Raw genomic sequence first — 13,047 nt, forward strand, 5'->3', positions numbered from 1 at the left:
TGGCCAAGCGTGCGCTTCCATCTCGACCGTGCCGACGATGGACGTCGCACGGTTCATGCGGCTTTTTCAGATGCGGGCCACCCAGGTCATGTGGCTACTTGGCGCGGGCACCTCTCGTACGGCCGGCGTCAAAACGGCTTGGGACGTCATCTGGGATCTCAAGCACAAGCTCTATTGCTCGCAGAAGAAGCTCGCGCTCTCCGCGATCACCGATCTCAGCGATGTGGTGGTGCAGAGGAAGATACAGGAACACTTCGACAGCCTGGGATCATTCCCGTCAGCGGGCGCTGAGGACGAGTACTCCGCCTATTTCGAGGCCGCCTATCCGTCTGCGCGTGACCGCCGACAGTATCTCGACGGAATTATCGAAGAGGCGAAGCCTTCGTTCGGTCATCGGGCTCTCGCCCTGCTGATGCGCGAGAACCTTACTCGCACGGTCTGGACAACCAATTTCGACAAACTGGTCGAGGACAGCGCCGCCAAAATCTATGAAAGCACCGGCAGGCTGACGGTGGCCGACCTGGGCGAGCCCTCAAAACTGCAGCGCGCCATGCAGGAAAACCGCTGGCCGATACTCGGCAAGCTTCACGGCGACTTCCATTCTGATCGCCTCAAGAACACCACCGAAGAACTTCGAGACCAAGACGCCGCCATGCGGCAGGCCTTCGTTGCGGCTTGCCAAGGCAACGGCCTTGCCTTGGTCGGCTACAGCGGCCGCGACGCCTCGATCATCGCGGCTCTGACTGACGCCATAAATGGAGGCGCGGGGTTCCCGGGCGGCCTGTTCTGGTTCAAGCGATCCACTGAAACGCCGTTCGAGGGCGTCACCTCTCTCATGAAAGCGGCTACGGACGCCGGCATCGAAGCCTTCTTCGTCGAGGTCGAAACGTTCGACGAGTTGATGTCTGACCTCGTGCGGTTTCTCCCGACGACCACCGGCAAGGTCGACGCCATCGGCGAAGCCGACCGGCCACGGCTGGGCAAGGCGCCGTTGCGCGCCGTCGGCACGAAGTTTCCCGTGGTCCGGACCAACGCGCTCCCGATCGTCTCATGGCCCACGTCCTGCCGACTGGTGGTCTGCACCATCGGCGGCGTTTCGGAGGTCGTTGCGGCAGTCAAGGAGGCCGGCGTCGATCTCGACGTCAATCGTGTCCGCGCCGGTGTACTAGCCTTCGGCAAAGATGTTGACCTTCGCACGGCCCTCGCTGATCGCGATATCACCAGCTTGGAGACTTACGCCATTTCTCCCGCGCGCTTGCGGTATGAGAGTGGCGAGCGGACACTCATTCGAGACGCCCTTGTCCGGTCGCTTGGCAAGCGCGAGACGCTTGCGGTCGACCGCCGTGGCCGCCGCATCCTGCTGCGGCCCGCCGCCGGAGTCGGCACGGCGCCGTTCAACAGGACGGTCGCTTGCGTTGAAACCCTGACAGGTGCCGTTCCCGGGACGACCATCCCATGGAGCGAGGCCTGCGAAATCAGGCTGGACTGGAAGCTCGACGGCCTTTGGCTCCTTTTGGAACCGCGCGTTGTCCTGGAGCTTGAGGACGGCACGGCCGAAGCCATGGTGGCGAAAGCGAAAGATTGGGTGCGAGAGCGCCGGGCGCAGCGACGCAATAAGCACGCAAACAGCATGCTGGATGGCTGGATTGAATTGATCGTGGGCACTTCAGACTCACTTCGTCTCCGCGCGTTCGGGATTTCCGACGGCGCGGACGCTGACTTTGAAATAGCCCGGACAACCGGTTTCAGCGGGAGGGCTCCGCAATGACCGTCGCCTACAAGCTTCCGGGCCACACTCAGTTTCCCGAACCCGCTCTACGGTTTGGCGGAGCGTCCGACCGAAACACAGACCTACATCCGCTGCTGGGTCTCTCCCGATTTGGTCCATACAGCCGTGACAGGCTTTCGGGCGTGGCTAACCCCATCCGGATCGCGATGATCGCACCTGCAGGGGGCGTTGATCCTTTGAACCGGTTGATGCAGGAGTTGGAGCACCCGCATCGGCCGAAAGAGCGGAAGGCCTATCTCCCAGACTATCCCGGCTTCTCGAAGCTGTTCGGCGTCAGCCTCGCCAAGGCGGTGGGGCCAACCGCCATCGAACTCCCTGCGGACCTGCAAAAGCAAATGGCAGCCTCGCGTCGTCCGCACCAGGTGCTGGCCGACGCGATCACCCGGGCCCTTTTTGCGCTGCGCAATGTCCGAACAGAGTTCGATATCGTCTTGATCCATGTCGATCGAAGCTGGTCGGACGGATTTCGGACCACCGACGGCGAAGACTTCGACCTGCGGCACCACCTCAAGGCGATCGCTGCATCAGAAGGCATCTGCATCCAGATCGTGCGGGACGAAGGCGCCTTGGGCTACTATTGCCGGTGCAGTGTCGCCTGGCGCCTCGGCGTGGCCCTGTACACCAAGGCCGGCGGCACGCCTTGGGTGCTAGCTGATGTCGAGCCGGGGACCGCCTTTATCGGCATCGATTACGCGATGCGCTCGGACGCGGGCCCGGCGTCGCGTTACGCAATCTGCTGCAGTCAGGTTTTCGATGCGGAGGGCTCCGGCATGGAGTTCGTCGCCTATGAAGCAAGCGACGTGCGCATGTTCGGCAAGAATCCCTTCCTGCGCCGCGATCAGATGTTGAAGGTCATATCCAGGAGCCTTCTGATCTATCAACGCAAGCACGCGGGCCAATCCCCGCGTCGCATCGTCGTCCACAAGAACACCGAGTTTAAACCCGAAGAGGCTGAGGGCTGTTTCGATGCGCTTCCGCGCACGGACGCAATCGACCTTGTGCATGTCCAGCAAAGCAGCGGCTGGCGAGGTATGCATATCCCGGAGCCCAGAAAGCCGCACGGCTATCCAGTCCATCGCGGTACGGCGCTGCAACTGGGCGCCTATGAGACGCTGCTCTGGACCCAAGGCAACCTGCCCGTGGTCGCCAATGATCGTGACTACTTCAAGGAAGGCAAAGGAATCCCGGAGCCCCTGATGCTGGTGCGATACGCGGGCAACGGATCGATGGACGATCTATGCCGCCAGACCTTGGGGCTCACGAAAATGGATTGGAACAATGACGGTCCGTATGATCGGCTCCCGGTGACCCTCAACTTCGCCCAGACCTTGGCGAAGGTCGTGGTCCGAATGCCGACCCTTGAACCTCGGTCCTATCCCTTCCGGCTGTTCATGTAGGCGCCACTATGGGCGCGTGATCGGCTGGTCTGTTGCCATTCCTTGCGTAACTCGAACGCAGCCGCCGTCACGCGTGCCCGCTGAACAAACCCCACAGCTTTACAGCCCCGAGCACGGCGCCGAACACGGGCGCGGCGGCGGCGCACGCCGCGACCACCGGGTGCTCCTTGATCCATGCGATCGCGCCGCCAAGGCCACCCAACCCATCGAACGCGCCCGCGTGGGTTTTGAGGGTGCCCTCATTGGCCTTGGTGGCGATCGCATACATGAGATCGACCCGGTTCAGCAGGGACCGGTCCACGGCCGCGAAGTCGCGGCGCTCGAGCGCCGCGGCCTGGTCCGCGCCGTCGATCAGGTGGTTCATCGCCAGACCGTTCCGCGACGCCACGGACCGGAGCCGGTTGTCGATCGCGGCGTAGCCGTCGCCATAGAGATCGACCATGCGCGCCGCGAGATCGACGCGCTGGGCGTCGGGGATGGTCAGAGGTCGGCCTCCGAGAAGGCGATGACGGTTCTCGAGCGCGAGGAAGCCGAAGGTGGCGTTGCGCATGTTCCAGTGCAGCCAGTAGGTGCCATTCAAATTGTGCGCCACGAAGTCATAGAAGCCGTCGAGGACAGCCTTTTCCGCCTTGTCGAGGTCCGTCGCCGTGGCCTGCGCCGGGTCACAGCCCGCCCGACGTAGGGCAGTGTCCAGTTCGAAGCTCTGCGTCACGCCGGTGCCGAGATTACGCGCCGCGATGGCGGTAATCCGTCGTTGCGGCGTTTCGAAGCCTTCACAGGCGTAGTGAAGCACATACGCATGCGTCCGGGATTGCATAGCCCGCCCGATCTCTTCGCGGGCGGCTTTCCGGCGCGTGGGGGTGGTGGTCATTTCAGCTGGCCTTCCCACTCGGGCGCTTGAGGCGCCGGGGGGCGCTCTTGTGCACGGCGATGCCGCGAGCTTTCTCCGCCTCGGCCTCGGCGTCTTTCAGATCCTTGGTGATCGCTTCCAGACGGGCCACGAGCGGCGTCATATCGTAGCGGTTCGACGTCTGGCCGCCGTGCGCCCGGTGGCGCGCTTCCGAGATGATCAGGCCCCGCGCCTCCAGCCGACGGATCGCGCGCTGGATGGTCTTGTCGGAAACCCCGAGCAGGCCGGCCAGCCTGGCCTTGGAGGGCCAAGGCATGTCATCCGGCTTCCACCAGGCGTCGATCAAGCAGACGAGCACGGCGAGCTCGGATGCGCGGATGCCCAGAGCCGGAAGGGTCTGCAACAGGACCGACGGCACGACGGTGAAGCCGCCGTCGAGGCTGGACTTCCACTTCTGCCGCAGCACCTTGTCGGTTTCGGGCTTGCCCCGACGATCCGACAGCCGGATCACCTTGGCCTCTTCCTCTTCGTCACTCATTTTATTGCTCCCGGACGACGTGTCCGTGGCAGAAGATGCGGTCGATGACCGTGGAATTCCAGCAATCGACGCGTAAAGGGCCAGGTCATTTGGGTCTAGGGGGCCGGGACATATCCGTCTCTCCGGCCACCCCATGAATGTCCCCCGATTCATGATCCGTGGCCCAGCAACCGGGTCGAACGACGCCCATGACTCCGGGACCCCCGGTCAGATTGACCCGGGGATAGCCTATGAAATCGGTTTTAGTCTTCGCGAAACGAAAAAGCCGCGCGCCCCCAAAGGGCGCGCGGCGAGTTTTTCGTCCCGGACGGCGCTATTCGGCGGCGAACGAATAGGCGTCGTCATCGCGGAACGTTTCGGCACCCGGCTCTTCCGGCTCTGCCGCGTCCGACACCGTCCGCAGCGGAACCGGCAGCCACCCCTTACCGTCGACCAGCCGTTCGGCGGCCTCAGCCATGTCCGCCTTCTTGAACCCGGCGATCCGCGCAGCCTCTTGGGCGCCCGCCGCCTCCGTCACCGCCTCAAGCACCTTGGGTTTGGCGACGCGGCTGAAGTAGCTGGCCGCTGTCGCCGTCCACGTCCCGGCCATGTCGAGCCCGACCGCCGTCGCCAGCGTCTCGGCCTGCGCCAAGGCGCCGGGCCTGCGGTCGTGCGGATCGCGCACGGCGTAGAGGCCGACCCCCGCGCAGCAGGCCATCAGGTCCAGTTGGTCCGACGGCGCCAGACCGGCCACCACGCCCCAGAGGTCTTCCGGACGCTCGGGAAGGCGCGCGCCCCACGCCTCGCACCGGTCGCGGACGCGCCGACCGGCGGGGCCGTCGTCCACCCCCGGCGCCAGCCGCTCCAGTCCGGTGGCCGTCAGCCGAAGCTGCAACGGCGTCCAGACGCCGTAGCCCGGATAAAAGACCTGCAGGACGAGGGCGTGGACCACGGTCGCCAAGGCCGCGTTGACGTCGGCCTGCACCGCATCGCGCAAGCCCATGGTCTTGTGCGCCGTCAGATCGATCAGCAGACGATCCGACAAGGCCGAAGGCGTCTCGCCTTCGGGCGCGTCCGCGCCTGCCTGCGTCCCATCCTCGGCATCGTCGTCCGCCGCCCCTTCCTCCGGCCACGGCGACGGCGGATCGGCGGGCACGTCCTCGGCCCGGACCAGACCGCGCTCGAAGCGGGCGAGGCCGTCGTGGCCGAGCATCACCATGACCCCGGCGCGCGCCCTGGCCTCGGGCGCATAGGCGAAGTCCGGGCCGAAGGCCTGCAAGGCCTTGTCGATCTCCTCCAGCCGCGCGTCCGCCTCGGGCGACAGGCCGTCGTCGCCCGCCTCCGAAACGATGCCGTCGTACTCCTCGGACAGGGCCGCGATCTCGGCGGCGTCCGCCTCCGACCGCTCGACGGCGACCGGATAGACCCGCCCGAACGCGGACAGGTCGGGATACTCCAGCCCCGCCTCGGCCCACTTCCAGCCTTCCCGCTCGCGCGCCTCGTCGGCCAAGCCGGTCAGCTTGTCGGCTACCAGCCGATCTAGCAGGACCACGTCCTCCAGCCAGCCTCCGCCGTCCTCGGTGAACAAATCCCGGAGGATTCCGCCGCCCGCTTCGACGTAGGCCTCGACGCCGACGAAGCGGACGCGCCGGTCGCCCACCGCCACCTTGGCCTCGGTCATGGCCCGACGAATGGCGTGGACGGGACGGTATTCGCCCAACTGCTCGAACACCTGCCGCTGCCGGTCCTCATCCGCGCTCACGCAGAAGGCCATCAACTGGTCCAAGGCCAGCGCCCCGTCCCGATAGGCCGCCATCAGTTCGGGCGCGGCCGCGCCCAGCCGGAGCCGCTGGCGCACCACATGAGCCGACACGCCGAACCGGGCGCCGATCTCCTCGGGGCCATACCCCTTTTCGACCGCCAGCCGCTGGAAGGCCTCGAACTGATCGGCGGGATGCATGGCCTCGCGGGTCATGTTCTCGTCGAGGCTGATCTCATGAGCGTCGTTCTCGGCGTCCACGATGCAGCGCACCGGGTGAGTCCGCTTGATCGCCTTGCGCTTGGCCAGCAGTCGAAGCCCCTGACGGCGGCCCTCGCCGATGGTGACGAGGTAGTTCCCGGTCGGGGCGCCCTCCCCGTCCCGCTCGATATCGACCACAGGCGGCTGCAACACCCCTTTGGCCTTGATGGAGGCCGCGAAGGCCTCGATGGTCGCCGGGCTGTGCGGGGTCTTCCTCGCATTCTTCGGCGAGGCCTTGAGCCGGTTCAGCGGCACGATCACCTCCGCGCCGTGCTGCGGCGCGGTCGCTTCGGTCGGGACGGTTTGGGTGGATTGAGCAGTCATGTCTGCCTCCTTTGGGCAAGGGTTGCAGGCACGCGAACTGCGCGCCTGAAACCCTGCCCGTCGGCGAGACCGGGGTAGCAAGGGCCAGGGCGGACCGGCCGGAGGGGGATCGCCCGACCTGCACAAGCCTGACCCTGATGATTGTCATGACGCCCGTCGCTAGCGCGGAAGGTCGGGGAGACCGGCCGGTCCGGCGGCGAAGCCGCTTCACCCTGGCCCGCGCGAGGGCGGAGCCCTTAGCCCTGGTGCGAGGCGCGCCAGGCGTCCTTCTGACGCGGCGTCGCGGGCTTCAGCTTGAGGAAGACGATTTGACCGGGCCTCGCGTCGCCCCAGCTGACGTAGATCCGGCTGCTCCGGTCCGGCCCCACCACATCGATCATATGGGGTCGAAGCCCCCTCGGGTCAGGCGGCGTCGGCGCCCCCTCGTCGAGGTGGAACTTCAATCCCAGCCCTTGCAGGCGGAAGATGACCGCGACCAGCCGACCCTGATCCTCGTCGATGACCGGAAGGGTCGAGACGGCCGAGCGGCCGAGGGACGCCTCGTGCGCGTCCGGATCCGTCGGCACCTCCAGACGCATGAGGCTTCGGGGCGAAGTCGCCGTCAGGGCGTCGGCGATGTTCGCCATCGGCGGCGGATAGTCGCGGAATCGGTAGGGCCCGACCTTGAAGTCCATGCCCGTCGCATAGAGACCGGCCAGGGTCTTCATCGCCCAGAGTTCGAGCGCCTCGCCGGAGATGAGGGTCGAAAACCGCTTGCGCGACAGGGACGCCTTTGTGGCGTGCATCTGCGCGGCCTCCAGAGCCAGGAACGCCCGCTGCGCATGGGCGTCCAGGGGCGACAGCGCGGAGTTATGGCGCTGACACAGGATCTTGGATGTCAGGGCGTCGGCGGACGTCGCCATGACCGGCTCCGCCTGCCACGGCATGCCCCTGACCTTGAGGCCCGGCCGGCTGATCAGGCCCCGGCTGATGTAGTGCTCCCGGCTGATGGTGCGTGAGCAGTCGCATGACCGGTTGAGATAGCATCTGGGGTGGGCATAGCCGGTGGCCGGCGGCGTCGGATGGATCGGACCGAGCTTCAGAAGGGGCCGCCCGTCGGGGCTCAGACAACAGTCGCCGAACGGCTTCCCGCTTTCGCAGGGACAGCGGTCGCCGCGCGTCCAGGGGAAATCCCATTGATCCTGGGGCGGAACGACCCAACGCCGGGACGCCATCAGACCTCCGGCGGCGGATAGGTCGTCAGATGATAGCCGCCGATCCAGCCGATCCGCTGGCCGTCATAAGCGATCATCGCGAACACGATCCGGGCGATGAACTCCCGGACGAACTGCACGTGAGGCCAAAGGCCCGATCCTGTCGAGGATCGCGGCTCGTCGGCGCGATAGTGGCCGCGGTGCACGATCTCGTTTCGGACGTTCACCGCACGATCCAGCGCCTCAAGATTGAGATCGGCGACCGGGACATTCCACTGCTTCATAAGCAGTCTGACCTTGTCTTTCAGCGGCCGGCGATTCAGGTCCGCCATCTTGCCCGGCAGGGCCGTCAACAGCGCTTCAAGGTCAGGATCGCCTTGAGCGGCCGGCGCCGCCGCCCGCATCGCGGTCGGGAGCCGTTTGAACCGCGCCGGCGAGAGAAAATGGCTCTGGCGAGACGTCAGGTTGGCGTGGCTCAGGTTCTCGAGAACGGTCATGGCCTGAACCAGCCGCATCTCCGTGTACCCCGCGGCCATCACATACCACTCGAGGGCGAACATCAGCTGCTCGACCTTGAATACTGGTTCAAACCAGGCGTCGACGGCCGCGCGGACGAAGGGCTGCTGGTTGAGGAAATGGATGACGGGCTGATGGGTGTCGCCCCCGCCGGCCTGCTCGAGGACTTCGAGCGCCCACTCCGTGCCGCTCGCGTATTCCAGGGTCGGGCCCTTGAGGTTCCGACCGGCCGCGAAGCTCGTCATGAGCCTGAGATACTCCAGCAGCCGTCCCGCCTCCGTCCGCCAGGCCGGCAGGTCTGCGACAGCGGACGGCGCGACCAGGGTTATGAATCCCGAGATCGTGTCATCGACGGACTTGGACGAGCCGCCGCCGACATAGATCGTTCCGAGGGCCGTCTCGACCTGATACCGGCCGAAGCCCCGAAACCCCCGCAGCCCCATGCGCAGGAACGGCTCTTCATCCGTGCGCGCGGCTGTCAGGGTCGCCAGTTGGGCCTGCCCCTTCAAGGCGAGATAAGACCCCTCCTGATCGTCATGGACTGGCGCGTTGAGGTGCAGATGATCCGTCGTCAGCGTCACCTCGCCCGACTGCGCGACGAGGCTGAAGTAGGACACCCTCTCACCGGGGTCGTCGAGGCCGCGCAGCCAGGCGGTCGCCCTGCTGAAGGGCAGTTCCTCGAAGTCGAAGACGAGCGATCCGGACGGGGTCAGGGTGAGTTTGAACGCCACATCATGATGGTCACCGCCCCTTGAGAGGCGGCCCGAGAACGCCTGCGGCTTCCGGAAATCCAGCATGAGACGACGGTAGTCGTTTCGGACGCCTGCCGAAACCGATGAGCTCTGTCCCAAAGACGCAGAGCCAAATCCTCGACCATTCGATCCGGCGCAGGTGGACGGACCAACAGCAGCGCTTGCTTTTCCGCGGCGTCGGCGTAGCCTTCCTTCAACGCCGTCAACGTCGGCGTGGCCGCTGCCCTGGCGAAGGACCCTTGGTCCAACGAGACGCACCCCACCCTTTCACGACCGCATCCTCCTGTCGGCCGCGAGAGACGAGCAGCAGTTTCGACTTGGCCGAGAGAGAAGGATCAAATGTACTCCACCCTCGACGGCGCGAAGGCTCGCGCCAAAGAGCTCAAGCGGTTGTTCGACGACAGCGGCTTTCATGTTCCGCTGCACCGGTGTCAGACCGCGGTTGCGAACGCCGGCGGATTTCAGGACTGGCATGACCTCCAAGCCAATCTCCGGACCGGCAGTCGCCCGCAAGACGGCGACGCCTACCGCAGACGACTTCTGGCGGCGCTGCCGCCAGCCTGTCGCGGTCCGCTCGCTGAAGCCTGGAGCCCCGACCCGGACGCCGAGGATCCTCCCGGCGACGGCATACCGCCGAACTTCTTCCGGGACGTCATGCCGTATGTGTTCGCGACCGAGGTTCTGCACCGCACCAAGACACCGCTGATCCGCCCGGGCTCCGGCGCCGGCCAAAGGCTGCGGCAGGCCATGGTCTGCGGCGTGCTCATGAACATCCACGGCGGGCACCAGCGGACCCCCACTCTGGACCCTGAGACGCTGGCCTTGGACTATCCCGGCGACATCGCGTCGGTCTTTCGGAGCGAGGCCAAACATCCCCGATTTGCACGGGAGCTCGCCGTGCTCACAGAGGCGGGCGTGCTTGAAGTGATCGATGATCGCCAGCGCGGACCCGCGATCCGGGTTCTGGCGCCGGTCGGACTTCCGGACGAACTCGCCCGGCAGGCCGTCCTCGACGTGGAGTACGCCGTCCAGGTGAATGACTTCGAGTCCGACGATTACACCGACGGGCGCGTCACGCGCACGATCCACGAGGCCCTGCTCGCTCTCGGCGTCGACGACACGGTCAAGGTCGCCGAAGCCATCCGGGCCCAGCACGCGCCGGAGTACGTCACGCCGTCCGGGGCCATGCTCGAGCTTCTACGCGGCTTCGCCCTGGAGGGGCGGGTCCGGGCCTTCGCCCACGGTTATCGGATGTTCAGCGTCATTCACCGACTGAACGCCACCTTCGTGGCGGCTCAGGCGCCGGCGATGATCGGACACTATCTGGCCGCTCATCACGGGGTCTCGGACCAGGCCTGGGCCCAGTGGTTGAAGCGCCATCCAGACTGGGGCGGCCAGTTGCGTGAGGCACTGGCAGACCCCGCGCGGTTTGAGGGTTTCGTTTCCACGACCGCGGCTACGCTTGAGGCTGGCGAGAGCGAAGCCGCCTGATCGATCGACAAAGCCTGGCCGCCGTCGACAGCGACGCGGCCAGGCTCGGGGGCGCTGAGCTTGCCCGGCATGCCGGCAGGTCGCTGGGCACGGAAGCCACCGGATGCGAACCCTACCAACCCTTGCCGCCGATCGCCGCCAGCTCGCTTGGCGTCTGGGGTCGGCACAACGGCGCCGAGATCCGCAGCCGCGTCAGGCCACCGGCCGATCCGCGCTGACCCCCGGCGCTGGCGTCGCGGACCTCGGCGGATTCAGCCGATCCTGGACCGGCCGGTCGAACCCATACCGGAACGCCGCCGCCCCCATGAACGCCGCCGCCAGACCCGCGGCCCAGACGCCCCACCGCGTCCCGATGGCCCAATCCGATTGACCGACGGCGTCGAAGACGCCGAACCAGACGATGCGGGTCACCTCATTGGTGAGGAACATCGCGAACGACATCAGGCCGAGGTGTTCTATCAGGCGCGACGGGCGCACCATGGGCAAGGCTCCGGCCGCCCAGATGATGAGGGTCATCAGAAGAAGGGAGGCCAAGCCGAAGGGCCCCGCCGACTGCAGGAGCGCCAGTGCGCCGAAGGCGCCGAGCCCAAGGACTGCCGCAACGGACGGGCGCACGTAGACGCGCGCACCGACCACGGCGGCGGCCACGCCCAGCAGGAAGAGCGGAATGGCGCGGAGGAACCCGAACCGCAGCGGCAGGCGATAGACCGGATCGCCCAGCCAGACGCGGCTGGCGACGTCGGCGGCGAAAAGCAGGGCGATCGCGACCGCGGCCGTGGCCCAGGGCCGGCCCCAGAGCGCTCGGCAGACCCATGGCAGGAGCAGATAGCAGCCGATCAGAGCCGACAGCGTCCAGGTCGGCGCGTTCCAGCCGACACCGCCCGGCACGCCATAGGCCTGCACGAGCAAGGCCTGGGCGGGCAGCTGGCTCCAGTCGAACCATTGGGTATTGCTCGGTCGGACCCCGGCCAACGCGGCGGCCGCGACGAGGGCCGCGAAACCGGCGATCACGGCCAGATGGGCCGGGAACACGCGCAGCAGCCGCTGCCGGGCGTAGGTCCTGACGTCCATCCCGCCCGAGGCAAGGCGCTCGCCGTAGATCCGGGCCAGCACATAGCCGGAGTCGATGATGAAGAAGTCGGTGAGCAGGAACCCCCGGTCGAACACCGGATGGATCTGTCCGAGCGGCAGCGGGGCCGCTTCCCGGAAGTGGTAGAGGATGATCAGCGATCCGGCGGCGAACCGCAGCACGTCCAGCCAGCCGCCGCGTGCGATGCGCGCGGGGCGGCGGGCCTGACCTTCCACACCGGAGCTGATCGTCATTCGCGCTTCCCTGTGGCGGCGGGGCGTTCGTTGGCGTGCGGATGGTAGTGCACGTCCGCCCGCACCCCGTACAGGATGAGGGTTCCGGCGACGCAGAGCACGCCGAGCCCGCCGGCGATCATCAACCCCGCCCGGTCGCGGGGACCGAACACCAGACAGCCGCCCGTCACCAGGCTCATCATCACGCCGTAGCCGATGTAGAGCGGCGTGCCGTAGGCGCCGAGCAGGGAGAAGGCCATGCACAGGACGAAGAAGGCCGCGACCAGGCTGGCGCCGACGGCGATCACGACATCGAGCACCGGCCGGGGTTTCGACGGCGGGCGCGGGCTCGAGCCGGGGCGGCCCTTGCAGCGCCCTTCGCGCCAGCGGATGCTGCGGCTGCGGACCGTGAAGCGCTTGCCGGCCATGAGGTCAGGGCCGTGCAGGTTCGACCGGCGCGTCTTCGTGCCGCGCCAGCATGATCCGCATCCGCAGGATTTCGGCTTCCTGGGCGCGGATGATCTCCTGCGCGAGGCCGCGCACGTCGTCCGCCTCGCCCTCCTCCACGGCGATCCTGGCCATGGCGATTGCGCCCTCGTGGTGGGCGATCATGCCGCGCAAGAAGTCGATGTCGGCATCGCCGGAGTAGTCGATGTTCATCGCCTGGTGCATGCGGTCAGCGGCCTCCCGGTAGGCGCGCGTCGACGGCGTATCCGAGGGCGCGTCGTCGTGACCGGCGTGCGCATCGATCGCTCGCGCCTCGACCGGCGGCGGGGCCGAGGCGTCGGGGGCGCCTCGACGGGACAGAATGCCGAAGGCGAAGGCGGCGACGGCGAGGAAGACCGCGATCACCGAGATCCAACCGGTGCGCTTCATGGCGTTTTCCTTTGAGTTTG

11 protein-coding genes are annotated in these 13,047 nt (G+C 66.8%); 3 read left to right on the forward strand and 8 right to left on the reverse strand.

Features of this window, described 5'->3' with window-relative positions; all coding sequences use genetic code 11:
* Nucleotides 1–37: 37 nt before the first annotated feature.
* Together E7T10_RS12120 and E7T10_RS12125 are read left to right on the forward strand one after the other, a co-directional pair.
* The gene (locus tag E7T10_RS12120) at nt 38–1,768 is read left to right on the forward strand and encodes an SIR2 family protein (protein WP_137721986.1); all 1,731 of its coding nucleotides are present in this window, start codon (nt 38–40) and stop codon (nt 1,766–1,768) included.
* Complete coding sequence (locus E7T10_RS12125) at nt 1,765–3,186, forward strand: Piwi domain-containing protein (RefSeq protein ID WP_137721987.1); 1,422 nt, start codon at nt 1,765–1,767, stop codon at nt 3,184–3,186. The genes E7T10_RS12120 and E7T10_RS12125 overlap by 4 nt, the downstream gene beginning before the upstream one ends.
* Before the next feature lie 67 nt (nt 3,187–3,253).
* Here the strand turns inward: E7T10_RS12125 and E7T10_RS12130 are convergent, their stop codons facing one another.
* The 5 genes from E7T10_RS12130 to E7T10_RS12150 all read right to left on the reverse strand — a co-directional run bounded on the left by E7T10_RS12130 (nt 3,254) and on the right by E7T10_RS12150 (nt 9,616).
* Nucleotides 3,254–4,057 carry a hypothetical protein gene (locus E7T10_RS12130; RefSeq protein ID WP_137721988.1) on the reverse strand — a complete coding sequence of 268 codons (804 nt, stop codon included), beginning with the start codon at nt 4,055–4,057 and terminating at the stop codon, nt 3,254–3,256.
* Nucleotide 4,058: 1 nt separating this feature from the next.
* Nucleotides 4,059–4,574: a helix-turn-helix domain-containing protein gene (locus tag E7T10_RS12135; protein ID WP_137721989.1), complete on the reverse strand. Its 516-nt coding sequence runs from the start codon at nt 4,572–4,574 to the stop codon at nt 4,059–4,061.
* A gap of 313 nt (nt 4,575–4,887) precedes the next feature.
* The gene (locus E7T10_RS12140; RefSeq protein WP_137721990.1) at nt 4,888–6,897 is read right to left on the reverse strand and encodes a ParB/RepB/Spo0J family partition protein; all 2,010 of its coding nucleotides are present in this window, start codon (nt 6,895–6,897) and stop codon (nt 4,888–4,890) included.
* 236 nt (nt 6,898–7,133) lie between these two features.
* On the reverse strand, nt 7,134–8,111 hold the full coding sequence (locus E7T10_RS12145; RefSeq protein ID WP_017505573.1) for an SEC-C domain-containing protein: 978 nt from the start codon (nt 8,109–8,111) through the stop codon (nt 7,134–7,136).
* A complete protein-coding gene (locus E7T10_RS12150) occupies nt 8,111–9,616 on the reverse strand; it encodes a hypothetical protein (protein ID WP_137721991.1) in 1,506 nt (501 codons plus the stop codon). The genes E7T10_RS12145 and E7T10_RS12150 overlap by 1 nt, the downstream gene beginning before the upstream one ends.
* 81 nt (nt 9,617–9,697) lie before the next feature.
* Here E7T10_RS12150 and E7T10_RS12155 point away from each other — a divergent pair, with 81 nt between their 5' ends.
* Complete coding sequence (locus tag E7T10_RS12155) at nt 9,698–10,849, forward strand: hypothetical protein (protein ID WP_017505575.1); 1,152 nt, start codon at nt 9,698–9,700, stop codon at nt 10,847–10,849.
* A 192-nt stretch (nt 10,850–11,041) separates the two neighbouring features.
* Here E7T10_RS12155 and E7T10_RS12160 read toward each other — a convergent pair whose 3' ends face one another.
* The 3 genes from E7T10_RS12160 to E7T10_RS12170 are packed head-to-tail and all read right to left on the reverse strand — an operon-like array spanning nt 11,042 to nt 13,027.
* Entirely contained in the window at nt 11,042–12,172 is a 1,131-nt protein-coding gene (locus tag E7T10_RS12160; RefSeq protein ID WP_210416094.1) for an acyltransferase, read from the reverse strand.
* Nucleotides 12,169–12,579, reverse strand: a complete 411-nt coding sequence (locus E7T10_RS12165; protein WP_137721992.1) for a hypothetical protein — start codon at nt 12,577–12,579, stop codon at nt 12,169–12,171. The genes E7T10_RS12160 and E7T10_RS12165 overlap by 4 nt, the downstream gene beginning before the upstream one ends.
* A gap of 4 nt (nt 12,580–12,583) precedes the next feature.
* Complete coding sequence (locus E7T10_RS12170; RefSeq protein WP_017505578.1) at nt 12,584–13,027, reverse strand: DUF305 domain-containing protein; 444 nt, start codon at nt 13,025–13,027, stop codon at nt 12,584–12,586.
* Between the last annotated feature and the right edge of the window lie 20 nt (nt 13,028–13,047).

This window comes from Brevundimonas sp. SGAir0440, from assembly GCF_005484585.1.
In the GTDB taxonomy this organism is placed as follows: Bacteria; Pseudomonadota; Alphaproteobacteria; order Caulobacterales; family Caulobacteraceae; genus Brevundimonas.